General features: G+C 50.7%; 18 protein-coding genes. 9 read left to right on the forward strand and 9 right to left on the reverse strand.

Features of this window, described 5'->3' with window-relative positions:
• Nucleotides 1-72: 72 nt before the first annotated feature.
• The 3 genes from BP71_RS22695 to BP71_RS22705 all read right to left on the reverse strand — a co-directional run bounded on the left by BP71_RS22695 (nucleotide 73) and on the right by BP71_RS22705 (nucleotide 3,985).
• Nucleotides 73-1,089 carry a FecR family protein gene (locus BP71_RS22695; protein WP_496383481.1) on the reverse strand — a complete coding sequence of 339 codons (1,017 nt, stop codon included), beginning with the start codon at nucleotides 1,087-1,089 and terminating at the stop codon, nucleotides 73-75.
• Between the two features lie 78 nt (nucleotides 1,090-1,167).
• The gene (locus tag BP71_RS22700) at nucleotides 1,168-1,767 is read right to left on the reverse strand and encodes an RNA polymerase sigma factor (protein WP_496383483.1); all 600 of its coding nucleotides are present in this window, start codon (nucleotides 1,765-1,767) and stop codon (nucleotides 1,168-1,170) included.
• An 82-nt stretch (nucleotides 1,768-1,849) separates the two neighbouring features.
• Nucleotides 1,850-3,985 (reverse strand): alpha-glucuronidase family glycosyl hydrolase, encoded by a 2,136-nt coding sequence (locus BP71_RS22705; protein WP_496383485.1) that lies wholly within the window; start codon nucleotides 3,983-3,985, stop codon nucleotides 1,850-1,852.
• A gap of 164 nt (nucleotides 3,986-4,149) precedes the next feature.
• Here BP71_RS22705 and BP71_RS22710 point away from each other — a divergent pair, with 164 nt between their 5' ends.
• Nucleotides 4,150-4,554: a DoxX family protein gene (locus BP71_RS22710; protein WP_496383487.1), complete on the forward strand. Its 405-nt coding sequence runs from the start codon at nucleotides 4,150-4,152 to the stop codon at nucleotides 4,552-4,554.
• Between the two features lie 161 nt (nucleotides 4,555-4,715).
• On the opposite strand, the gene BP71_RS22715 is transcribed toward BP71_RS22710, so the two are convergent.
• Nucleotides 4,716-7,217, reverse strand: coding sequence for a phosphocholine-specific phospholipase C (locus BP71_RS22715; protein ID WP_496383489.1), 2,502 nt, complete (start codon nucleotides 7,215-7,217; stop codon nucleotides 4,716-4,718).
• Nucleotides 7,218-7,374: 157 nt separating this feature from the next.
• Between BP71_RS22715 and BP71_RS22720 the strand changes: the two genes are divergently transcribed.
• Nucleotides 7,375-8,136 carry a DNA alkylation repair protein gene (locus BP71_RS22720; RefSeq protein ID WP_496383491.1) on the forward strand — a complete coding sequence of 254 codons (762 nt, stop codon included), beginning with the start codon at nucleotides 7,375-7,377 and terminating at the stop codon, nucleotides 8,134-8,136.
• A gap of 13 nt (nucleotides 8,137-8,149) precedes the next feature.
• On the opposite strand, the gene BP71_RS22725 is transcribed toward BP71_RS22720, so the two are convergent.
• Nucleotides 8,150-9,118, reverse strand: coding sequence for a 3-keto-disaccharide hydrolase (locus BP71_RS22725; protein WP_496383493.1), 969 nt, complete (start codon nucleotides 9,116-9,118; stop codon nucleotides 8,150-8,152).
• Between the two features lie 147 nt (nucleotides 9,119-9,265).
• On the opposite strand from BP71_RS22725, the gene BP71_RS22730 reads away from it, so the two are divergent.
• Nucleotides 9,266-9,589, forward strand: coding sequence for a PadR family transcriptional regulator (locus tag BP71_RS22730; protein ID WP_496383495.1), 324 nt, complete (start codon nucleotides 9,266-9,268; stop codon nucleotides 9,587-9,589).
• Nucleotides 9,586-10,686, forward strand: a complete 1,101-nt coding sequence (locus tag BP71_RS22735; protein ID WP_496383497.1) for a permease prefix domain 2-containing transporter — start codon at nucleotides 9,586-9,588, stop codon at nucleotides 10,684-10,686. The genes BP71_RS22730 and BP71_RS22735 overlap by 4 nt, the downstream gene beginning before the upstream one ends.
• Nucleotides 10,687-10,703: 17 nt before the next feature.
• Here BP71_RS22735 and BP71_RS22740 read toward each other — a convergent pair whose 3' ends face one another.
• Entirely contained in the window at nucleotides 10,704-11,720 is a 1,017-nt protein-coding gene (locus tag BP71_RS22740) for a PorP/SprF family type IX secretion system membrane protein (protein WP_496383499.1), read from the reverse strand.
• On the reverse strand, nucleotides 11,717-15,082 hold the full coding sequence (locus BP71_RS22745; protein ID WP_496383501.1) for a PKD domain-containing protein: 3,366 nt from the start codon (nucleotides 15,080-15,082) through the stop codon (nucleotides 11,717-11,719). Before BP71_RS22745 ends, BP71_RS22740 begins: the two co-directional genes overlap by 4 nt.
• A gap of 422 nt (nucleotides 15,083-15,504) precedes the next feature.
• Here BP71_RS22745 and BP71_RS22750 point away from each other — a divergent pair, with 422 nt between their 5' ends.
• Entirely contained in the window at nucleotides 15,505-16,239 is a 735-nt protein-coding gene (locus tag BP71_RS22750; RefSeq protein WP_496383503.1) for a metallophosphoesterase family protein, read from the forward strand.
• Between the two features lie 140 nt (nucleotides 16,240-16,379).
• Here BP71_RS22750 and BP71_RS22755 read toward each other — a convergent pair whose 3' ends face one another.
• The gene (locus BP71_RS22755; protein ID WP_496383505.1) at nucleotides 16,380-16,679 is read right to left on the reverse strand and encodes a DUF1330 domain-containing protein; all 300 of its coding nucleotides are present in this window, start codon (nucleotides 16,677-16,679) and stop codon (nucleotides 16,380-16,382) included.
• 194 nt (nucleotides 16,680-16,873) lie between these two features.
• On the opposite strand from BP71_RS22755, the gene BP71_RS22760 reads away from it, so the two are divergent.
• The 4 genes from BP71_RS22760 (at nucleotide 16,874) to BP71_RS22775 (ending at nucleotide 20,359) form a co-directional block, all read left to right on the forward strand.
• Nucleotides 16,874-17,539 carry a T9SS type A sorting domain-containing protein gene (locus BP71_RS22760; RefSeq protein WP_496383507.1) on the forward strand — a complete coding sequence of 222 codons (666 nt, stop codon included), beginning with the start codon at nucleotides 16,874-16,876 and terminating at the stop codon, nucleotides 17,537-17,539.
• 197 nt (nucleotides 17,540-17,736) lie between these two features.
• Entirely contained in the window at nucleotides 17,737-19,161 is a 1,425-nt protein-coding gene (locus BP71_RS22765; RefSeq protein ID WP_496383509.1) for a B12-binding domain-containing radical SAM protein, read from the forward strand.
• Complete coding sequence (locus BP71_RS22770; protein WP_496383511.1) at nucleotides 19,158-19,541, forward strand: ribosomal maturation YjgA family protein; 384 nt, start codon at nucleotides 19,158-19,160, stop codon at nucleotides 19,539-19,541. Before BP71_RS22765 ends, BP71_RS22770 begins: the two co-directional genes overlap by 4 nt.
• Entirely contained in the window at nucleotides 19,538-20,359 is an 822-nt protein-coding gene (locus tag BP71_RS22775; protein ID WP_496383513.1) for an oxygenase MpaB family protein, read from the forward strand. The genes BP71_RS22770 and BP71_RS22775 overlap by 4 nt, the downstream gene beginning before the upstream one ends.
• Here the strand turns inward: BP71_RS22775 and BP71_RS22780 are convergent.
• Nucleotides 20,302-23,532 (reverse strand): error-prone DNA polymerase, encoded by a 3,231-nt coding sequence (locus BP71_RS22780; RefSeq protein ID WP_496383515.1) that lies wholly within the window; start codon nucleotides 23,530-23,532, stop codon nucleotides 20,302-20,304. The genes BP71_RS22775 and BP71_RS22780 overlap by 58 nt on opposite strands.
• Nucleotides 23,533-23,535: the final 3 nt, after the last annotated feature.

Below are 23,535 nucleotides of genomic sequence, written 5' to 3' on the forward strand. Positions count from 1 at the left end.
CTTCCCGCACCGGGCTGCCCGTTACGAGGTATGGTTCTGGGTTACTGGCTGTTCAATAGGCAATTCACTTTTTTACATTACATCATCACACAATTTCCCTTTGATCGATACATTCTTTCCGTCGATCACCGGGAGTGCTCCCGTTACCGCTTCAAGTAGTTTGAGTACCTCCGGCAGCGTTTCCTGGTCTACATTGAAATTGAACCGGCAATCCTTCGACTCTTCTTCTACTTTGATCTTAACGTGATACCATTTTTCCAGCTCGCGGGCGATCACTTCCACTGGCTCATCTTCGAAAATCAGCCGTCCTTTGTGCCAGTAGCTATCCTCTTGCACAACTACCGGTGCGGTTTCCAACTTTGCCGACTGTGGGCTAAGTATCGCCTGCTCATTAGGCTTTAAAATGGTTTCTTTGCGCTCCGGCGCCTGGCGGTCTTTGATCGTCACTTTGCCACGGACCAGCGTGGTTTCGAATATCCGCTGCGCATTGCGTGATTTGACATTGAATGCCGTGCCCAGCACCCTGATTTCCATTCTGTCGGTTTTGACGAAAAACGGCTGTCGGGGGTTGTGCACTACATCAAAGAAGGCTTCTCCTTCCAGCGTCACCTCTCGCGTCGCTTTGTTGTTCCATTGTTTTTCATATTTAAGGGACGAACTGGCATTCAAAATAACTCTTGAACCATCGGGCAGCATAGTGGTTTGCATTTGCCCTTTACCCGTGCTGACGGTTTGAGGCCGGGTTCCCCTGAAGTGATAGTAGCCGATGCCGAACACCATCAGAAAACCTGTCAACACTGCGGCCATGCGCCAGAAATTAGCTTTACGGAACACCGGTACCGGTTTTTCCGTAGCATCGCTTTCTTCAATGCTTTGCTGCAGGCGGTCTAGTATTCGGTCTGAAATGGCGGGTTCGATTTCCTGCGGTAATCCGAATATCTTCCCCGCTTCGGAGTTCATGACTTCGTCGAAAACCCATTTGCCTACCGGCGTCTGCAGATGTGCCAGAAGCTCGTCTTGTTCCTGCTCCGTACATTGATCGGCCAGGTACTTGTAAAGCAGGTTTCTGATATAGATTTCCTTGTCCATAGGTTTTGTTTTGTATGGATAATACAAATGAACCTGGGATCAGGCATGCTCGGACTGGAAATTTTTCTAAAAAAAATATCAGTGTAAGAACATTGCGAGAACGATCACGGTAATGTCAATGGGAATGCCTGTGTAAGCGTGCAGGTACTTACGGAGGTAGCGGTTGGCTTTGAGGAGGTGGTCTTTGACGGTGCCTTTAGAGATGCCAAGCTGCTGTGAAATCTCGTCCGAATTCATTTCGTCGAAACGGTACATCCGGAAAACCTTTTGGCGCTGGGGCGGAAGCTGCGAGATGATCTGGTCGGCACGGGCTTCGTAATCGGCTGTGACGACGGCGTTTTCGGTTTCATTGTGCGAATGCGCTATCCGCTGCCCCATTTCCTGCATAATGGCCCGTTCCCGCGTGGCACGTGTGAGGATATTCAGGATGTGGTTTTTGCAGATTTTAATAAGATATCCTTTCAGGGAGCATTCTTCATTGAGCCTTTCCCGGTTTTCCCACAATTTTAAAAAAACATCATGGACTACCTCTTCCGCATGTTCGGATGATTTGAGAAATCGTAATGCGAAGCGGTACAGGTAGCGGTGGTAATACTGATAAGCCTTTGTGAAAGACGCCTTGTCACCCTGACGGATGTTGGTTGCTAAAAGCAGGTCGTCGATCATGGGGTCTTTCATCAGGGTTTGCGGGCGTTAACAGGTGTAAATATAAGTATACCAAAATAGAATTCAATTTTTTATGTGTTTTATCCTGTCATTTTTAGCGGATCAGATACACATCGGTCATTTTTTTAACGTCGTCGAGTGTTCGGTCCGTTTTCGGGTGGCTCTCCGGGATGGGTAGCCCGGCTTGCGTTTGCAGATACAAAACCCACGCGTCACGCCACCAGACGGCTTCCTTATGCTGTTTGGATAGCCTTGCATCCACATCGGCATAGGTTTCCGGATCAACGACCGGGCGCACTTCCGCCCATTGCTGTTTCATCCAGAGGACCGAATCGGCCCCGGTATAAAACCGGAAGCACAATTCCTCCCAAAGCGAACGGCCGGAAATCAGTTTTTGAGTCCACGGAACGTGATGGAACCATAGGAGGTAGGGTAGCGGGCAGGTTTGAGCGTAGTTCCATTGCTTGCGTACTTCGGGGCGGTACTGCTCGAGGGCGCCGCTGCCGGTAGTCGTGCGGTCGAAACCCAGCCCGAGCGAATCGGCGCGATGGTAGTAAGTAGCGGTCCAGTCGGGGCGGGAGCTCCGGCTTTGCCACGGTTCAGGTGCATAATGATTCCCGGCCCAGGGGCGCGAGAGGCCCAAAGGCGCGTTGTAGTTTACATAGATTTCCCGGGATTGCAGCATCATAGCAGCGATCTTGGAAACTGCCGGCGGCTGCGTCGTGAGTGTGAGTTGTATCCATTCGCGGGCAATGGCTTCTGAGCTCAGGCTGTGGTCCCAGGCGAGGCGGCCAAAGGCGTACCAGTTAGCCTGGGCCATGGGATGGCCCGTCCAGTTCCGGCCCGACCCCGTGTTGGCGACGCCGGCCATGCAGGTCAGCGGATAGTTGTGCAGCGAGCCGTCAATAATTTTGGCTACGGTAGAGCCCCGACCATTTACATCAGTATCGGAATCGAGGCATTCTTTAAACAAAGGCGCTTCATACACCAGATGGGTTGTAAAGCCGAGGTATTCCTGGGTGATCTGAAATTCCATCCCCAGCGGGGTTTTAGGCATGTTGCCAAACAACGGGGAAAACGGCTCCCGGGGCTGAAAATCGATCGGCCCGTTTTTGACCTGGACGATCACCCGGGAATCGAACTTCCCGTCGAGCGGGACAAATTCTTCGTAGGCAGCTTTAAACCGATCTGCTTTCGGATCGGCTTTGTACACAAATGCCCGCCAGATGATGGTGCCGTTATAAGGTTTGACCGCCTCTGCCAGCATGTTTGCACCGTCGGCATGGGTGCGGCCATAATCTTGTGGCCCGGGCTCGCCTTCGGAGTTGGCTTTGACCAGAAAGCCGCCGAAATCGGGGATAATGCTGTAAATCTCCTTAGCTTTGTCATGCCACCATTGCCGTACTTTCGGATCGAGCGGGTCGGAGGTAGGCAACCCTCCGAGTGTTTTCGGCGCGGCGAAATAAACGGATAAATAGGTTTTGATGCCGTATCTCCGGAAAACCCCTGCCAGCGCGGCTACTTTATGCAGGTATTCGGCGGTCAGGAATCGCGCGCTTGCATTCACATTGTTTACAACCGTGGCATTGATCCCAATGGAGGCGTTTGCCCTGGCGTAGTCACGGTAACGGGGATCGATGTGCTCCGGAAGGTCATACCATTTCCAGAGAGAAGCCCCCGCATAACCCCGCTCGACCGTTCCCTCGGGATTATCCCAATGGTTGAGCATCCGCAGGTTTATTTTGGGAGCGCTGGCACCAGGTGCTGTTTTCAATGGTAAGTGCATTTGTAAATGCCGCAGCAATGCGAAACTGCCATAGAGAAGTCCTGCATCCCGCTTGGCTAAGATCACAAGATTCCCGGATTGTACCGATAGAGAATATCCTTCCTCGTGGGCTGTTGCGGCACCCGGATAAGTCGGGGCCATGATTGTCAGCGTGATACCGGTTTGGCCTGCGGGCGGCAAATGGACAATGGGTATCGACACGCCGAGCATTCCCTTAAGGCCGGTTTGTAATTCGCTGGCCGCAGCCTGCAATATCTCCCCCTGACGGGAGACGGCAATGAACCGGATGGACCGGATGTAGTTCTCCCTCAGCGCCTCATCGGCGATCCTGTCATATTTGAGCCAAAGTCTGTAACCGTCGTCGGCGAACGCCTTTTTGCTAATCGATATATGGATGATAATCAGAAATAAAAACAGCGTTCGGCTGGCGGAAAACAGCTTCATAGGCAGGTATTTTTTAGCCTTCATAAGGCCTTATCGCGGTTCTTCTACTGAATGTCGCAAACGCCCCCTATTAATGCCGTTTTTACACAGCGCCCATTCTTTTTGCAGCCGCTAGTTTTGTATCAACCAATCAATCAAACAAAAACATATAAACCAAAGAGATCATGGAAACCACATTTGTTAACACCAGTGTAAAAAAGCAAACCAGCAAGGGAGTATTGGCCGGAAAAATCATCAGCATTCTGTGTATTCTGTTCCTGCTTTTCGACGCTGTTATGAAAGTCATCAAGGAATCACATTCCATCGAAGGTTCGGCGCAGTTAGGCTGGCCTGTTGATCAGGTTCAGAGCATCGGTATTGCACTGCTCATCTCGACAATCCTGTATGCGGTGCCGCGCACGGCTATTCTGGGGGCGATCCTGCTGACAGGCTATCTTGGGGGCGCGATTGCGATCATGGTGCGTGCCGGACAGCCGCTGTACTTTGCGTCGGTCTTCGGAATCCTCGTGTGGGCGGGTCTGTACCTGCGCGATGAGAAGCTGCGCAAGCTGATTCCATTAAAAGAATAGTGGTTGTACGCTATTGTTGGTAAGAATACCAACAATGGCGTGTTACCAACAATGGCGTGTTGCCAACAATGGCGTGCAATCGGGATAATCATGCATTTCATCAACAAAAAACGGGCAGGAGCGATTGCGTTTCCTGCCCGTTTGTATGCTATACGCGTCTGTCAGACAATGCCACCCATGAGGGGGTCTGTTTTGCTGACGGCACCGGTTTCGACGTGACCTGCAAAACGTTCTTCATAGGTATCGTGCCCGTCGACCTTTACGCTGAAATCATACCAATGAAATGATTTGGCAAGATCCAGTACCAGAGATGCCTTTCCGCCAACGGCAAACCTCTTTTTCTTGCTGCCGGTTTTGTAGCTGTTGTCGGAAATGGTGACGTCGTGCGGTTTGGAGTCGAGGTTTTCTATTCTCAATACCACATTACCTGTTGCTCTGGAGGCCTTGGTTTCAGATTCACAACTGATTTTAAGCTTCGGATTGCGCGCATTGCCCAGGAATTCGCGATAGAAACCATTCGGACCGTAAACGCGCAGGTGGTATTGGCCTTTCTCGAATGCATCGAGCTGCCAGCCATCTTGAAGCGTATCACCAGCCGCAACGCTGTAATCCCAAGAACGCAGAACTTCGCCGCGATAGGGCTTCATCGCATATACGCGGAAAGGTACGCCACTTGCGCGAGGGCCGAAGAGTTGGTTGCCGGCCCGGAATGAGAGCTGGAAACTGTCCCCGTTTTTATTCAGAGCGCCTTGGGTGTAAGCTTCGTAAGGCAGGGCGCAGGCCGAACGAACACCTTTTTCCTGAGTTGGGAACAATGGGGAGTTTCGGGGCGCACGGTCGATCTCTGACAGGTCGGCAGCACTAAGTTTTTTGAAGTTTTCGGGTGCCTGCTTGAACTGGGCCTGGTGAATGCTTTCAATAAACGGCTTTTGGTCGAGAAACGCGGGCTTGTCGATTTTTTCACCATTATATGGCCTGAAAACGGAGGTTAGGTCGCCACAAATCGTACGGCGCCATTGCGTGATGTTTTCTTCCCGGATCTTTTTTTTGAACTTCTTTTCGAGGAAGTTTTCGAGGAATTGCAGGGAAGAAGTGTGGTCAAAAACCTCGGAATTGACATAACCGCCTCTCGACCATGGCGAAGCGATGATCATCGGGACCCGGTAGCCGAGCCCGATCGAACCTTCCCGGATGTTATTGGCATTGGCAGAAGGGTTGGTCTGCTGGTTTGCCAATGCGAAATCGAGTTTGGGATCGATGCCGTTGGAAACTTTGCCTGTGTTCTCTTTATATGGATTCGGGACCGTGAATGGCGGCACGTGATCGAAGTACCCATCGTTTTCGTCGTAAGTCACGATAAAAATGGTTTTTTTCCATACTTCCGGATTTTGCAGCAGGATCTCCATGGCCTCGCTCACATACCAGGGGCCAAACCACGGCTCGCCGGGATGATCGGAGAAATGCGCGGGCGGCATGAGCCAGGACACCGTAGGCAATGTGCCGTTTTTGACATCCGCCCGGAACTGGTGGAATACATCGCCTTTGGGTACGCTCAGCGTCCGTTCGGTGCCGTTGTCGTTGTACTGCAACGAGGTAAGCTCGTGAAAATGCGGATCGTTACTATTGGTGGTGAATGCTTTGCTGTTCAGTTGTTTGTCTTTGTCAGACAGCTTCGACTGCGTCTCCGCATTGAATTTGGTCTGGGCCGTTTCAATGTTCTTCAAAAGGCGTTTGGCCGCAGCGGCGCGTTGGGCCGCTTTTTCATCACCTTCCTTTTCGAGGTCGGCGATGGTTTGCAAAACGGTTTTACGTTTGTTTTCCAGGTTGGCAATGCCGCCCTCATGAAACCGGACATGGTATGCCTTGAAATATTCCAGCACATTGGTGCCGAAGTTGCTGAGCCACGCGCTTTCCTCGCCTTTGAGACCGTAGCCCATAGTCAGTTCGTTCTGGTACACTTTCCAGTTGACCCCGGCTTCGTCGAGTCGCTCGGGGTAAGTCTTCCATTCCAGCTCGGGGTATTCGTAGTTGCTGATATTCCACAAATGCGCAATGCCCTCCGGCTTGTTTTGCTCCCGTACGGTGCCGGTCATCCAGTAGTAGCGATTGGGGTGGGTGCCGGTAATGCTCGAACAGAAGTTATGATCGCAAACGGTGAAGGCGTCGGCGAGGGAGTAGTAGAAGGGAAAGTCGGAACGGTCGCAGTAGCCCATGGTGAGCGGGATGTGCGAATAGTTTTTGTTACGGGGGGCTTTCACATCGAGCCATTTGTCGTATTTTCCATTGTTCATCGCGTCCGTCTGATCCGTCCAGCCGTGGGGAATGGAGCCCATCCAGGCCACTTTGGTGTCTTTCACGTTCAATCGGAAAGGACCGTAGGTGTCACCTGCCTTGTTGGTTTGGAACCATACCTTATTCTGATCGGGGAGCTGAATGGCGCGAGGGTCATTGAAGCCACGGACGCCCTGCAACATACCCAGCTGGTGGTCGAACGACCGGTTCTCCTGCATCAGGAAAACAATATGTTCGGCATCATAAAAGGTGCTTCCCGGTGCGGGATCGATTGCCAGGGCTTTCTGGATCACGGGTGGTAAAGCGCCGGCCATCGTACCGGTGCCGGCCAATAGCGCGGCTTTTTTAAGGAAGTCTCTTCTTGAATCCATTAATATCAGTGAGTTGTAAGGGTATGGAAGTCGGTTCGGGTTTCTCAAAATGACGGCAAATATATTTTGCACCCGGATCATTCCTGTTAACGCACAGTTATGATTTGGTCATTTTTATATCACTATATTTGGTAAAAGCACTTTCAATAACAGATTTATGGCAGCCATTGAAGTTATTTCTGAAACACCCCCTAACCCGACGGCCCTGGAATTTGCAGCTCATATGGAGAAGTACCGGTCGCCGGCGGAGGCGATGAAGCTGATGCGGTATTTTAAAACCGGTGAGGGCGAATATGGGGAAGGGGACGTCTTTATGGGCGTTCGCATGGGTCAGATCTTCGCTTTGGCAAAAGCTTACATCAATATGTCGATGGAAGAAGTTGAAAAGTTGCTCGAAAGCCCTATCCATGAAATCCGGACAGGAGCCCTCAGTATTATCGACAAGCAGGCACGGAGCAAGAAGATGACTGTGGAGCAGCGGAAGCTCCTGTACGAGCTGTATCTCCGGAACACGGCCCGCATCAACAACTGGGACCTGGTCGATATATGTGCACCGCACGTTGTGGGAGGTTATCTCTACATTTCCGGGGCTCCGCGCGATGTGCTTTATGAACTGGCCAGGTCGGAGCGCATCTGGGAGCGGCGGACCGCCATTGTCAGTACGGGATATTTTATTAAAAAAGGCGATCTGGGAGACACGTTCCGGATCGCGGAACTGTTACTGAACGACCGGGAAGATTTGATCCATAAAGCAACCGGATGGATGTTGAGAAGTGCCGGGCAGGTCCATCGCCCGCAGTTGATCCAATTTCTGGATCAGTATGCCGCTACCATGCCCCGGACCTTACTGCGTTACTCGATCGAGCATTTCGACAAGCCTTTGCGCAGTCATTATATGGGCTTGAAAAGGGCAGGGTAGCGGCTTTATGGCATTATTTTGCCGGTGTAATCACGATGTTGCGGTATTCGACAGGCCCGTGATCACCCTGGATGTATAGCGGACCAGGCTCCCCTTCGTTGCTGTCCAATGCGCCACCCGTAATGCCGGGGATCTCCTGATTGCTGATCACCGTTTTGCCATTGGCTACGAGTGTCAGCATTCTGCCTACCAGTGTGATGTCGAATGTATTCCACTCTCCGGCGTCCTTGGCTACCATTTCGCTGGGTGTGATAAATCCGTAAACAGCGCCCATCTGATCCAGTGCGGGTTCCATTCCTTTGCTATCGGTTACCTGTACTTCGTAACGGCCGCGGAGGTACACGCCGCTGTTGCTGCCTTTCGGGATACGGAACTCGACATGCAGCTTGAAATCACCGAATTTCTGGTCAGTAACGAGGTTGGCGCCGGATTTGGGGCTGCGGAGGATTCCGTTTTCGGCGATCCACTGGTTCTCACCGGTCGCATGCCAGCCTTTGATTTCATTGCCAGCCGTCAGTTTGACGGGTGATCCCCAGGCAGGCATTGTTTTAGGGCGTAAGGAAGGGGCGCGTACGCCTTTCCAGGAGTAAGTTTTGCCTTCCGGTGTGGTCATCGATCCGGTGATGGCGTCGCCGGAAAGCGTACCTTCCACGGCCAGGTATTTATCGCCCTTTTCCCATTGCGGAGGGATGTCAAAATTCAGTTTACCGTCTTTGAAATGTACTTCGGCAATCGGCCTTGCGGAGCCTGAAAAACCTGTAAACTGCCCCACGAGCGTTTTGTAACCCGAATGCCTCACTTCGAGCCATGATGGTGCCGGTTTGCCGTTGACATCCACGGTAATGTCCCAGCGTCCTTCCAGCGCAGAGGCAAGGGGAGCGGAATTGGCTTTTACAGCAAAAGTGGCCATCAGCAGCGAGCCAGCCGAAAGCATCAGGCGCCGGGAAGTCCGGTACAGGTTGGTTTGGGATATTTTCTTCATAAATTTTTTAGGTATTAAGGGCTGGAAAGTTAGATATAAAATTCAATTGTTGACAATCGGGAAGAAATACGTGCATTGAAAATATTTAAACTACAATTAAGGTAAATATTGAAAAATATTTGCTACATTTAAGGTAAATATCATATTATGAATCAGTATCTGGGTGAATTCGAAGAAGTCGTGATGCTCACAGTGGCAGTGTTGTACACCGAAGCCTATGGAATTGCGATTGCTGACGAGATAGAGAAGCGACTGGGCCGGAAGGTGAGCGTTGGCGCGTTGCAGACGGTTTTGAAGCGGCTGGAAAAAAAAGGGTTGCTTGTTTCTGCACTGGGTGAGGCAACAAAAGTTCGTGGAGGAAAGCGCAAGCGTTTTTTTAAGGTGACACCGGCCGGACAGCAAATGCTGGAAGCGGTGAAAACACAACGTATTGCATTATGGGATGCCATTCCTGAACTCACTTTTCAATGAACAAGGAAAATTCACAGCATAATGCCCCGCCGCAATGGGCATTGGCTTTCTTCCGCTGGTTCTGTGATCCGGATTGGGCCGAGGACATCGAGGGAGATTTACAGGAACGCTACAATCGCGACCTGTCGGAATCGGGTGTCCGACGTGCCAGGTGGTTATTTGTCTGTGAAGTGGCAGGGCTGGTGAGGCTTTCACTGGTCAGAAAGCCTTTTAGAGCGGAGCACTTAAACATATCGAATATGAAAGCGGTGGATTGGATTCTGATGGCAGCGCTGCATGCGCTGTTGGTTTTGGTGATGGTATTGCCTTTTCTGCCTGGTCCACCCAACAAGCTGGTGGTGGGTTTATCGGCCCTCGCGCAGTCGGCTGGTTTTCTGGGGGTAGTGCTAGGGCCCATCGGGATACTATGGCTTTATCTGGACGCGCGGAGAAGAGGAGGGAAGACGCAGAATGGTCGCTATGCTTTTGTCCTCGGAGTAATTGTACTCGTCCTTGCTGCTCTGCCTTGCCTGCTTGCGCTGACGCAAACTTACGAATGGCTGGGTGTCGGCCCTGGATTGATTACTACGGGAGCAGGGACTTGCCTGTTTTACAAAGCTTTTCAGAAGATCAGACAATTCAGATTTGCACCGGCTGGAGCATTTAACCTTACGCCCGTTTACCTGTTGACGATCCCAACGCTTGCCTGGATAATGCGCATGTACGTACTGGCTCCTGTGAGCGCTTACAGCCGTGAGCTGGCCATGGATGCCGGTGAGACGCTGGTCGCCCGGGTTGAACTTTACAAATCAGAAAACGGACATTATCCGCATTCACTGCGAGCGTTGGCATCGCAACACGGAAACACTGTGGCCGAGTCGCCGGTAATGGGGATCAGTGAACTGAAATACAGCGCGAGTGATGATGGGTTCAGTGTCTCTTTCAGTCAATGGCAGAATATGGCCATTGATGAGGAGATTGTTTTGTTTCAAAAAGGTGAAAATCAGTCCGTATTAGCTTCTGGCGACGATTGGCGCCAGGATCGGTACCGGATCAAGGGCGCCTATGCAAGTTTCAAAACGAGGCGGAACGACTGGCGCTATTACTGGTGTGATTAGCACATTAAAATAAGTAATCAATATCTGAGACATTTCCGGCCACGGCGGTTGGCGGCTTTCTTGCCTGCAAAGCGAAAAAGTGCATCCATGCCATACCATACTGATATTTCGAATGAGCCGGTATCGAGGCCCAGGGAGGAAACCGGCAGGTCGTAACTGGCCTGGAAAAGCATATTTCCATACGCCCATCCGGCGGTACCGATCAATGCGTCGCGGCGGGTCGCGCCCCATATCATTCCCCGATACCATATTCCCATAACCAGGGGAGAGACGATGACATTGAAACCGGCGTCCATTTGCCTGCTTGCTCCCTGTTTCCGAACCTGCAAACCCAGGTTGAGTGCACTTTGGCGGTCGAGGTCGCTGCCCAGATGGTTGCCGAAGAAAGAGGGAATGCCGATCGGGATTTTGGAGCCGAGCTGCACGTTGATCCGCTGGTGCTCGATGCTCACCGGATCGTTGATTCCGATGTTATGCCATGCACCGCTGATCCAGTAGGAGGGATAGTCGTCGTGACGGGGCACATATTCCAGAACGACTCCGGCCGATGCGGTGAAGCGGTTTTGCTGGATCGCACTACCAGCCAGCGGGTCCGGGCTTCCAAGAAAATCTGACACGTAGGCGAGGTCTTGCCCGTTCCACCGGTTGAACAGCCATGCGCCCTGGATACCACCGATGAGCCGAAGCTCTTTCTGGCCGTCGAGATACACGAGCTTTGAAACCTGCCCCGAAACCTGGTCGCTTTTCAATGCTCCGCCGCGCTGATCATGCAAGACCTGTACACCCAGCCCGATCTCGGTATCTTCCGCATAAGTGTCGAAGGAAAATGCGGCAGTTTGAAAGGAAGTGCCTACGCTAGACCATTGGTTCCGGTAGTTGGCGATGAACCGGGGTGTTCCGGCATCGCCGGCCAATGCGGGGTTTGCGTAAACCGGGTTAGCATAGAATTGTGAAAACTGAGGAGCCTGTGCGTATACCTGCCTCACGCAAACAGTCCAAAGTAGAATTTGTAATGCTTTTTTCATGAATCTCATCGGGCCAGGTATATGTTTCCTCTCAATTTTTTAGATTTCTTCTGGTCGATGTAAAGTACCTCGGCCTCGTACACATACATATCGGCAGCGGCTTCCTTCCCAGCAAAAGTCCCATCCCACGATTCGTCGGGCTGTTGGCTGCCCGGTGGCACGTTTTTCATCTCGAAAACCACCTCTCCCCACCGGTTGCGGATCCTGAGCAGGTTGATTTGTGTAATGCCATCTCCAAAAAGCGTATAGCGGTCGCCTATTCCGTCGCCATTGGGCGTGAATGCCTGGGGGATGTCAATCTGGCAATGCGTAACAACAAATGCGGCCATCCGTTCGGTGGAATCCATGCAGACACCCCCTTTCACGGTCACCAGTTTGACACCATAGGAGCCGGGCTCGAAAGCAAGACTCGGGTTTTTGACATTGGCAGTCCGGCCATCGCTGAAATACCAGTGGTAGGAATCAGCCTGCTCCGAAAGGTTGACGATATTGACAGGGCCCGGGGCGCAAAACAAGGAATCGCCGCCAAAGCTGAAACTGGCTTTAGCGGGAGCTACAACCGTTACGGGAGCCTTTTGTGCGATTACCCTGCACGCCTGTGAGCCCCGGTAAACGCTTAATGTAACCGTATAGGTGCCGGCACTTGCATAAAGATGCTCCGGAGCATAGTTGATCGAATCGGCTGGTGAGCCGTCCCCGAAATCCCAGGAAAATCCAAGTTGCGGGTCGGTTTTATTAATCAGTTGTATCGGAGAGCCTTCGCATGCAAGCGCATTGCTTTCGAAGGCGCCGGCGGGTGCTTCCGTTGTTTTTACGGTGAGCTGGGTCGAGTCGGAGCCGCAGGCCGTATAGGCAATGAGGGTCACTTTGTAATCCCGTTTGGCATTGGCAAAAGTGTGTGCAGGGTTGGCCTGGGTGGAAATTGTGCCATCCCCGAATTTCCAGAGCCAGCGCTCAGGTTTTGGGACGGTGGCGTCTGTAAAACGGACCACCTCGCCAGGACATACCATGGATTTGGAAATGGTGTAAAGTGCTTTGACGGTAGTAGGGTAGACCCGGATCGGCACTTTGGCGGTATCCCTCCCGCAGGCGCTGGTGATTTCAAGCTGGACCGTATAAGTGCGTGCACTGTCCCTGGCCGAGAAAAGATGGGAGACCGTATCGCTGCCGCTCTGCAAAATCGTTCCGTCGCCGAAGAGCCAGCGCGAAAGGTTTTTATCGTGCCCTGATGATCGGTTCGAGAACAGCAGCGTTGCCGGTGTACAGCGCAGCATCGTGGAATCTACCCCTATTTCGGCGCGGGCCAATGGGCGGACTACAATCTCACGGGTATGGGTCTGCTCGCCGCATGCATTCCGCGCAGTAACAGAAATGCGATAGGTTTGATCGGCTTTCTCCCGGTTTTCGAGAACCTGGGCAGGTAGTTGAAAACCAGTATAGTCAGCCGTCCCGCCGACATCCCAGGTATAATCGACACCCGGAGCGGCGGCACCAGCCACTTGAAAAGCCACCCGAAGTGGTGAGCATCCTTTTGTTTCACTGGGTACAAAACTAATTGCGGGTGGCGGTGTGGTTACGGTTATTTCCTTCGTGATGGTATCGGAACAGGCTCCGGCGAGGGCGATCAGGCTGATACGCTGAGGGCCGGAAGAGAGCGAAAGCTCCGGATTTTCCCCGCTTCCGGCCGGTTTGCCATTGACGAGCCAGGAATAGGATGCCGCACCGGTGGCATTGTTTGAGGGTTTGAAAATCGTCCCCGAGCAACCGTTTGCGAGTGAGAAATCTGCTTTGGGTCTGCCGAAATGGATTGTAGCATTGGCCTCCGCCTTACAACCGGTGCGGTTGGCAACGGTGTAGGTGACCGCGATCTGGCCTGAGGTAATGCCGGACGTAAAAAGTGTGTCACCTTTCATGCAGTTTGAACATCCCGTTGTGGTCCATTGTCCGGCGGCCGGTGTGCCTGTGAGCTTTACCCAGGCAGTCCCTTCACAGATCGTCTTGTCATCGGCCGTGGCCTGAATGCCTTCCACCGTCACTTTGACGGACTGGGTCATCAGACATTTTCCGGTACCACGGGTGTAGGTTATGGTAAATGCACCGGGTGTTTTGGGTATAAAAACCTTTTGACCGTTCTGCGTTTCTATGCCCGCAGTACTCCATTCCCCACCTGGTAAATTGGCGACAAGCGGAATGGCTGTTTCGCTGACACACAGGATTGTGTCTTTCGGGAAGGGAATGATCCGGACCGGCTGGGGTTGTGAAACGGTGAAAGTATCGCTGAGCGTCTGCGTTCCACAGGCATTTTTAGAAGTGGCAGTAACGATGTAGGGAGCCGCCGCAAATTTCAGAGGCATTTCCTTAGCAGCATCAAATGGCGATCCGTTGAGGGTATAGGTTGCACCGGCAACGGGATTTTTGATTTTGTAGACAATTTCTTCACAAACATCGTCTTGCGGAATGAGCGTGGCAGGCGGAAGGCTGACGACCTTGTAGGTCCGGCTGATTTTCCGGTTTCCACATTGGTTGTTGACGTTGAGCGTAATCGTATATTCCTGCCCGTCGGACAATTTGACTTTGACCTTTCCCTGATTGGCGTGTGTATTGTTTTGGAACTCAAATTTCCCGCCATCGATCTCCCAATAGTAGCCCGATGCTTCCCTGGAAATGGTACCATCGAGTTCCAGTATGCCGCCGGATGAGGAACAAATCACCGTGTCTTTATCCAGAACGGTCGTTCCTTTGACCGTGAATGCGGGTACGGGCGGTTTTTTGAGTCTGAATTCCGTTTCGGCGGTGCTTGTCCCGCAGGTCTTCGACTTGGCGGTCAGTTTTACTTTGTAGGTTTTGTCAGGATCGTCAAAAGTGAGATAAGGGTTGGTAGATGTGCTGGTTTGCCCATCGCTGAACTCCCAGAGGAAGTCGATGTTGTACGTCGGGCAGCTTCCGTTCACAATACTCACCGAAGACCCCACGCAAGCCGCGTCGATCACGGGCCGGGCTTCCGGTTTTTTCTTAAAAGTGAGGAGGTAGCCTTTGTTGTCGTTGCTGCACGTTGAGTTTTTGATATTCAGGTTGTATTCAACCTCTCCCGAGCTGCAATCTTTGGCGAAATACCGGAGATCATAGACATGTTTTACAGTTTTTTCGGCGGTGAGCGTAACCTTATCGGTGTTGCCGTCACCCCATCGGATTTCATAATCCTTTGTATCGCAAAAGCCGGGTTTGAGTGTCAGGCAGAGTTCGTAGCTTGAATCGCTTGGTGTGACGCAAAGTTCGCCGGTGCCAGTGCAAAACTGGAAGTCGACCGGGATCTGCGCCCGGGACGTAAATGCTACTAAAATGAAGAGCAGGGTTGGTAAAAGGTACTTCAAATCGGAAGGATGTTAAGCGACACTGGATAAAGAGGTTTAAGAGGAGCGAAGATAATGGTTTACAGGAAATAAGTCACCAGTAGCTTACTGCTGACCACTTATTTTGAAAATAGAAAAGCCGTTGAGAAGCAACTGCGTACAAAATTACCTCCGAAATAGCCAGGCCGGAAGGTTGAGGCTGTAACTCGTACTTTTTCGCCTCCCGAAAGAAGTGCGCATCCGATGTTGGCCATGGGGGCAGGTCACGTGTTGCGCTAGCATTGGAGATTTTGGCAATGGACAAGATGAGCCGAATAGCGACGTTATTCGGCTTGTAAAAGTGATTTTGCATGCTTCGCTACACAAATGGCACATTCATTTTCGATAAATTGGATCGATTATTTTGATGCAAATGGTTCATATTCGCAACAAACGGGAGTACCATGAAAAGGATAGCTCAGATCACAGATTTGCATTTAAATGAAGAATGGCCTGCGAAACACGGTGCTGATGCAGACACCAATATGAAATTGATCTTGCAGGACGTGGGCGCGCGCGGCATCAGGCATGTGATCTTTACGGGCGATATCGGTCACCCGGACGGCTACGAGCGGTTTTTTGCATTGCTGAAAGGCTTTGATTTCCGGGTAATACCGGGTAATCACGACACGTTTGCAGACATCCGGCCGCATTATCTGCCCGAATACCTGAAAACGAGAGACGAAATGTACTATGCAGAAGAAGATAGATATTTTAAATACATCTTTCTTGATTCTTCGTCCGATGCTGTCAGCGAAGTTCAGTTAATATGGCTGGAAAGGGAGTTGGAAACGGCAAAAAAAATACTGCTTTTTATACATCATCCGATTCTGCAGGTCATTACCGCTGTGGATTTCAAGTATCCGTTGCTGAACCGGGATGCCGTGAAGAAGGCGTTGATCCGAAGCGGCCGGAATGTCACAGTTTTTAGCGGACATTATCACACCGACGATTTCACGAAAGAAGAGAACATTACACAATATGTGACGCCGGCGGCGTCGGTTCAGATGGAAAAGAACGCATTGGAGATTGTGGTCCACAGCCGGTATTATGGTTATCGTGTGATTGGGCTGGAAGGGGAAACCATCACTACCGAAGTGGTGCTGAACCACGGGGCGGGGTTTGATGTCGTTAATTGAAAAGGACACGACGTATGGTCGGGGATGACATCTATCGGACCAGGGTCGGTAATTACCGCATTTTATATCAGGTAATGAAAGGTGAGTGTAACTATCATTCAGGTTGGCGATAAAACAGCCATCTATCGCTAATTGCATTTTCACACACCTTCTTTCACCGTGATCACGCTCGTTACCGATTCATCCTTCAAATGCAGAAATTGGATCCTGACCGGGTCCGAGAGATAGGCGGCCATATCCGCTTCCGATACGAAACGAACGAGATGGATTTCGTAAGGCGCATCGAGCTCGCCTTCAATCAACTGCTCCCTGTCTGTCCGCAACCTGAGGAGCAGTTTTCCATTGTAGCGGGACAACAAAGGTAAAACCAACGACTCAAATTCCTGAAACACCAGTTCCTGACCTTCCTTTACGTAGACAAACTGCGTGATTGTGACCATAGCTACCACCGTGCTTAAATGGATTGTGGGATCTAATCTCGAAAAGAATTCGCATTAGCTGCAACTTTCAACCATCACTTATTCTCTTTGAAACAAATTGATGGCCATCAAGATTTTGGAATAAGGTGAATGGGAATGTATGCCCATTGAGCTGTTTTTGTGTTTTTTATTCAAAATTCCACCCCTTGATAGCCATGAAAATTAACAGAATTCTCTTATCCCTGCTGCTTTTGTCAGCTTTTTATCCAGCTTCGTATCTGCCTGCCCACGCCCAAACCTATGTGGAATCCGATAAAGGTTATTGGCAGGTCCACACTGACCCGAACACCCGTAATACCATTGTTCAGTTTTACGATGGCGGTAACCAGTTACTTTACCAGGAATCGATGTCGCGGAAGTATGTCAAGCTTACCAAACGTAACATTCGGCTTTTCGACGATCTCCTCAGCAAGCTGATGGCGAAAGAGTTGCTTTCAGCAAAAGTAAAGACATACGACCTCGTGGCCGATAGTCGGGCGGGACTCGGCAGTATGGTACGGCCTGAACTGGAAATGCCGGTTGCCGGGAGCGGGGCCAGCGTCAAAACCGCGATGTCGAATATCTACGTGGTAAAGCAGGGTAAAATGAAAGTAATCCTGAAAAATCCGTCCCAGGAGCGTTACGACATCCGGATCATCGATCCTGAACTGCGCACGATTTACCAGGAATCGGTAGATGGACTTTCGTATGGCCGCTGGTTCGACATGTCGAAACTGGCGCAGGGAACTTACAACATCCACATCAGCAGTCCGCGAAAGAAATTGAATTACAAACTGACCGTCGATGACTATCTGGGATATCGCCTGGATGAATTGAAATGACGGGGTGAATGTGTGTCCAGGTGTAGGTAGCCTTTGCATTTGCGAGGGCTATTTTTTTGTGTTCTATCGGAATGGATTTGTAGTGAACGCCTGCCTTTTTAAGGAGCACATAAAAATAACACGTGGAGCTATCTTGTTTGGTTCGAAACTTTCATTTTACTTTGTAACACAAAGTACTTTTAAAACTGATTTTGGCAATGAAAGTAAAAATGATCCTGCCTGCGCTGACCGAAGCCGAGAGCCCTTTATGGCGACCGATCAAGTATTCGTTATTTCCACCGCTTGGGCTGGCGACATTAGCCGCTTATCTTGCTGCTGATGATGAAATCGACTTGCAGGATCAGCATGTGGAGGATTTAAAGCTCGACGATACACCCGACCTGGTGGTCATTCAGGTTTACATCACCAATGCATACCGTGCTTACAAACTGGCCGATCATTACCGGGGACGGGGGAGTTATGTGATCCTTGGCGGGTTGCATGTTACTTCATTGCCAAACGAAGCCCGGGTGCATGCGGATACCATATTTGTTGGTCCGGGAGAAGACACGTTCCCAAAGTTTTTACAGGATTTCAGAAAGGGCGCACCGCAGCAGGTTTACACCTCGCTCACCCGCACGCTTGCGGGTATACCGCCCATTCGTCGCGACCTCATTAAGCGAAGCTTGTACCTGGTTCCAAACTCGATTGTAGTAACCAGAGGCTGTCCGCACCATTGCAATTTTTGTTATAAAGATGCCTTTTTCGAAGGAGGAAAAACCTTTTACACACAGCAGGCAGACGATGCATTGGCGGAGATCGACCGTTTGCCGGGCAGGCATTTGTACTTTCTGGACGATCATTTGCTGGGTAATGTACGATTTGCAGAAAACCTTTTTGAGGGTATGAAAGGGATGAACCGCGTTTTCCAGGGAGCGTCCACAGTAGATGCTATTTTGAGGGGAAATCTGATTGAAAAAGCGGCTGAGGTGGGACTAAGAAGTCTTTTTGTTGGTTTCGAAACCTTTTCTCCGCAGAATTTGAAACAAAGCAATAAAAAGCAAAACCTTGAAAAAGATTATGCGGAGGCAGTTAATCGCCTGCATTCGCTGGGCATCATGATCAACGGAAGTTTTGTGTTCGGGCTGGATGACGATGACCGGGATGTTTTCAAGAGAACCGTGGAATGGGGTGTAAACCATGGTATTACGACCTCCACGTACCATATCCTGACGCCCTATCCGGGTACGGCTCTATTTAAGGATATGGAAAAGGAGAGAAGGATCAAAACCTGGAACTGGGATTTGTACGATACCCGGCACGTTGTTTACAAGACCAGGGGACTGAATGCCGAACAGTTGGAGGAAGGTTACTGGTGGGCCTATGAGGAGTTTTACAGCTGGAAGAATATTTTCAGGTCTAGTTTGCAGCATGATTCCGTGAAGCATATCCTTAAACATTTCCTCTATACCGGTGGCTGGAAGAAGTTTGAACCGCTCTGGAATTTTATTATTAAAACCCAGGGGCTGAATAAGATGTTACCCCTTCTGGAAACTATTCTGGCAAAGGTGAAACCACAAAAACAGCCGGAATCGAGGCTGGATCAAAGGGAACCGGAACTTGCAGACTCGTTTTTTCAATGATGTTAACTATTCGAAAAAAATACCTGATCGGTGCAATGACCATTTTCGTGACGGAAGTGCTGATCGCATTGTATGTACACGACGAGCTGATCCGGCCATGGGGCGGTGATTTTCTGGTGGTGATATTGCTTTATTGTGCGGTAAGAGGTGTTACCCATTGGGATGTGGTGACGGCTGCATTCGTGGTTTTGCTTTTTTCATGGTTGGTGGAAGCGTTACAATATTGGCAGATTATCCGGATCCTGGGACTTGAAGATAACGGCATTGCCCGGACTGTTATCGGGACGAGTTTTGCCTGGGCGGATATCCTGGCCTACACGCTGGGTATTGGGTTTATTTGGGGGATGGAAAGAATGAAAGGTAATTTTCGCAGGATATGAAATGGTTTGTTAAAGAGGGTTCGATTGTGCGGGAGATCTGGGGGAAAGCAGATACCATTCTGTTTATTTTCGCAGGTGCTTCGGCGGAATTTGCATTGAACAAGTCGGTGGACTGGCTTTATTTTACCGGCAAACTCCCGGCAGATCCGTTGGGCAGGTTGTTCTCGACTGTCGGCTATGCGAGGCAGATTGTGTTTGCAAGTGAAGAGGGAGCCGCGAATGCCATCAGGCGGATTGCGAGCATTCATCAGGGGGTGGAGCAAGCGAGAAATGCACGGATACCCGATAGCGCTTACCGCGATGTGCTTTTTATGCTGATCGACTACTCGGTCCGGTCGTTCGAACTGCTGGAAAGAAAGTTGACGCCAGCTGAAAAAGAGGAGATATTTATCGTCTTTGATCAGGTGGGAAGGGGAATGGGCATTCCGGGGTTACCCTCTGATTACAGCGAATGGAAAGTCATGCGTGCTACACATCTGGAAGAAAACCTTATTCGGAGTAATTTTACAGTCGATTTATATCTACAGTACCGGAAGCATTTGGGGGCGTTCCGGTATCATTTATTGCGGCAGGTGCAAAAGCGCCTGGTGCCGCAGCATGTGAATGCATTGCTGGCATTGGGTGCCGGCTGGATGGTGGCCATCCTGTTGCCGGTGTATAAATTTGCCCGCATCTTCAAAATGCATACGTTGCTTCGAAACCTGATCCTGCCGGAGCAGTACATGGCGGAAGTGAGCGCGCTCGACGAAATGCCTGCTGATTACCGGAAGTCACGGGAAGCCGGGAATATTTCTCCCTGGATGGTTTTGCGCGGCTGAGTCTTTCGTGCCCTGGTGTGTGAATCGTATTCATCCTTTTCGTCGGCGCGGGAGAGTGTGAGCACATCGGGCTCCTGTTCTTCGGCCGCCGATAGCTTTTTGAGCAGTCCGGAGGCATTGATGCATTTTTTAACGACCACGTGGATCACATCGCTCTCTTTTTGCACTTTACCTTCCACCAGCAGCAACTTGGATCGCAGTACTTCTTTCCGGTAGGTTTCGAAGAGGTTCTGAAAAACCACAAGGTTGGCGGTGCCGGTTTCGTCTTCAATGGTGATGAAGCAAATGCCGCTCGCGGTGCCGGGGCGTTGCCGTACCAATACCAGGCCGGCTACTTTCACATATTGCCCGTCCTGAATTTCTGTCAGTGAACTGCTTGGCACAGCGCCCAATGCATGCAGCTGATCGCGCACGAAACTGACGGGGTGCTGTTTCAGGGAAAGCGAGGTGGCGGCATAATCGTGTAAAACATGCTCGGATAAGGTCATCACAGGAAGTTCGACCTGCGGTTCCGTTTCGCTCGTGGAAGATAGTCCTTCAAACAATCCAACGGGCCGGTCGCCCAATGCGGATGCTTCCCAGAATGCCTGCCGGCGATCGAAACCGATAGATCTGAATGCATCGGCATCGGCGAGTTTTTCCAGTGCAGTTTGCGAAATGCCCACGTCCAGCAATTGATGGATGTGGGTAAACAGTTTTGTCCTGGCTGTTACCAGCAACTGCATTTCTTCTTCCTTCAAGCCTTTCACCTGCCGGAAACCGAGCCGCAATGCGCATTGCTGGCCGGGGATGGTTTCCAGGGTATTGTCCCAAAAAGAATGGTTGACGTCGACAGGCCGCACTACGACATCATGGTTCTGCGCATCGGTGACGATCTGAGCCGGACGATAAAAGCCCATTGGCTGGCTATTCAGCAATGCGGCGGCAAAAACATCGGGGTGGTAGCGTTTGATATAGGACGAAACATACACCAGCAATGCAAAACTAGCTGCATGGCTTTCCGGGAATCCGTAACTACCGAAACCTTCAAGCTGCTTGAAAATGCGTTCGGCGAAGCCTTTATCATATCCGTTGCCGACCATACCGCTGATGAGCTTATCCCGCAATCTGGAAACGATGCCTTTGGATTTGAAAGTGGCCATACTTCTGCGGAGCTCATCTGCTTCGGAAGGGGTAAAGCCAGCGGCTTTAATGGCAATTTTCATCGCATGCTCCTGAAAAAGAGGTACTCCCAGTGTTTTGTGTAAGATTTCTTTCAGTTCCTCATTAGGGTATTCCACTTTTTCTTCTCCATTTCTCCTTCGCAGATAAGGATGAACCATGTCGCCCTGAATAGGTCCGGGGCGTACAATAGCCACTTCAATCACCAGATCGTAAAAGCATCGTGGTTTCAACCTGGGAAGCATCGATTGTTGTGCACGGCTTTCAATCTGGAAAACACCGATTGTGTCGGCCTTGCAGATCATGTCGTACACACCAGTATCTTCCGGCGGGATGGTAGAGAGTTCATAGTCTTTACCGTAATGATTTCGCAGCAAGTCAAATGCTTTACGTATGCACGTGAGCATGCCCAATGCCAGTACATCTATTTTAAGAAAACCCAACGTATCGATATCATCCTTGTTCCATTCAATGCAGGTGCGGTTTTCCATGCGGGCATTCAAAACAGGGCAAAGATCCGAGAGTTTTCCCTGGGTGATGACAAATCCACCGGTATGCTGGCCAAGTTGGCGGGGGAACCCTCTGTACTGTTTGGTCAAATCAAGGATTTTGATCAAATGCAGGTCATTTGGATTAAAACCATGATCTGAAATGCGCTGACCATCAAACCATTCGTCGGTAAATTCCCAAAGCGAACCCGAAAGGCGGTTAATGGCGTCCATAGACATCCCCATCGCCTTGGCCACATCGCGAACGGCTCCTTTGGAATGCACTTGAGTCACGGTTGCGACGATCCCGGCCCGGTCGCGGCCATATTTATTGTAAATGTATTGCATCACTTCCTCGCGTCGTTCATGCTCGAAATCGACATCGATATCAGGCGGTTCGTTACGGGCAGAGGAAATAAACCGCTCAAAGAGTAGGTCTATTTTCATCGGGTCCACAGAGGTGATACCCAGGCAAAAGCAAATCACAGAGTTGGCAGCCGAGCCACGGCCCTGGCATAGGATATTTTGCTCGCGCGCAAAACGCACGATGTCATAAACGGTCAGGAAATAAGGCGCGTAATCCATTTCCTTGATGAACTTTAATTCGTGCTCGATCGCGGAGCTAATTTTCTCAGGTATGCCATTTTGATAGGTTTTACTATTTTTCTCGTGTATCAAATATTTAAGCTCTTCCAAAGGCGTACGACCTTCCGTGGTCAGTTCTTCGGGATAGATGTATTTCAAAGTACTCAACGAAAACTGACAGGCGTCCGCAATTTCCTGCGTGCGTTCAATAGCTCCCGGGTATTTCGAAAAGAGCCGCTCCATTTCCTTGATCGGTTTCAGGTAGCGCTCCGCATTTTCGTGAAGACGGAAACCTGCATTGTAAATGGTGCATTTCTCCCGCACGCAGGTAAGTACGTCCTGTAATTCGCGTCTTTGAAGATTGTGGTAATGTACGTCGTTGGTGGCGATGAGGGGAATGTCCAACTGCCTGGAAAGCTGGTCGAGACGGTAGAGTTTTTTCAGGTCGTCGCCCTGGTAAGCGCGTATGGCACCGAGGTACAAGTCCTTTCCCAGGTTTTCCCGGTATTCGCTTAATGCATTTGTGAAAGCCGGGTCGAAATCGAAAGCTTCGTTCAGTGAGCCTGGGGGGACTGCTATGAATTTCATGCCTGCTGCATGCCGGAATACATCTTCTTTGTAAAGATCACATTTACCTTTTTCGGTACGCAGGTTTCCTTCCGTAAGCATAGCCGAAAGCCTGCTGTAAGCTTCCCGGTTGGTGGGGTAAGCAAGCAGGCTCGGACCGTCCAGCAGATCGAGGCGACAGGCGGGGATAATGCGGATCGCTTTATTTTTGGCCGACGCATGCGCACGTACGATGCCGGCCAGCGTATTGCGATCCGTAATGGCCATGGCCGTGTAACCGAGGCGGAGAGCCTCTTCCACGAGCTCTTCAGGATGCGATCCGCCGCGCAGAAAGCTGAAATTGGAAGTGACCTGTAATTCGGTGTATTGCATGAT

This window comes from Dyadobacter ginsengisoli DSM 21015, assembly GCF_059568735.1.

What these genes read in the sequence shown, in the direction of transcription:
- BP71_RS22695 (WP_496383481.1), bottom strand. Translation starts at nt 1,089, where the DNA reads ATGGACAAGGAAATCTATATCAGAAACCTGCTTTACAAGTACCTGGCC.
- BP71_RS22700 (WP_496383483.1), bottom strand. Translation starts at nt 1,767, where the DNA reads ATGAAAGACCCCATGATCGACGACCTGCTTTTAGCAACCAACATCCGT.
- BP71_RS22705 (WP_496383485.1), bottom strand. Translation starts at nt 3,985, where the DNA reads ATGAAGCTGTTTTCCGCCAGCCGAACGCTGTTTTTATTTCTGATTATC.
- BP71_RS22710 (WP_496383487.1), top strand. Translation starts at nt 4,150, where the DNA reads ATGGAAACCACATTTGTTAACACCAGTGTAAAAAAGCAAACCAGCAAG.
- BP71_RS22715 (WP_496383489.1), bottom strand. Translation starts at nt 7,217, where the DNA reads ATGGATTCAAGAAGAGACTTCCTTAAAAAAGCCGCGCTATTGGCCGGC.
- BP71_RS22720 (WP_496383491.1), top strand. Translation starts at nt 7,375, where the DNA reads ATGGCAGCCATTGAAGTTATTTCTGAAACACCCCCTAACCCGACGGCC.
- BP71_RS22725 (WP_496383493.1), bottom strand. Translation starts at nt 9,118, where the DNA reads ATGAAGAAAATATCCCAAACCAACCTGTACCGGACTTCCCGGCGCCTG.
- BP71_RS22730 (WP_496383495.1), top strand. Translation starts at nt 9,266, where the DNA reads ATGAATCAGTATCTGGGTGAATTCGAAGAAGTCGTGATGCTCACAGTG.
- BP71_RS22735 (WP_496383497.1), top strand. Translation starts at nt 9,586, where the DNA reads ATGAACAAGGAAAATTCACAGCATAATGCCCCGCCGCAATGGGCATTG.
- BP71_RS22740 (WP_496383499.1), bottom strand. Translation starts at nt 11,720, where the DNA reads ATGAGATTCATGAAAAAAGCATTACAAATTCTACTTTGGACTGTTTGC.
- BP71_RS22750 (WP_496383503.1), top strand. Translation starts at nt 15,505, where the DNA reads ATGAAAAGGATAGCTCAGATCACAGATTTGCATTTAAATGAAGAATGG.
- BP71_RS22755 (WP_496383505.1), bottom strand. Translation starts at nt 16,679, where the DNA reads ATGGTCACAATCACGCAGTTTGTCTACGTAAAGGAAGGTCAGGAACTG.
- BP71_RS22760 (WP_496383507.1), top strand. Translation starts at nt 16,874, where the DNA reads ATGAAAATTAACAGAATTCTCTTATCCCTGCTGCTTTTGTCAGCTTTT.
- BP71_RS22765 (WP_496383509.1), top strand. Translation starts at nt 17,737, where the DNA reads ATGAAAGTAAAAATGATCCTGCCTGCGCTGACCGAAGCCGAGAGCCCT.
- BP71_RS22770 (WP_496383511.1), top strand. Translation starts at nt 19,158, where the DNA reads ATGATGTTAACTATTCGAAAAAAATACCTGATCGGTGCAATGACCATT.
- BP71_RS22775 (WP_496383513.1), top strand. Translation starts at nt 19,538, where the DNA reads ATGAAATGGTTTGTTAAAGAGGGTTCGATTGTGCGGGAGATCTGGGGG.
- BP71_RS22780 (WP_496383515.1), bottom strand. Translation starts at nt 23,532, where the DNA reads ATGCAATACACCGAATTACAGGTCACTTCCAATTTCAGCTTTCTGCGC.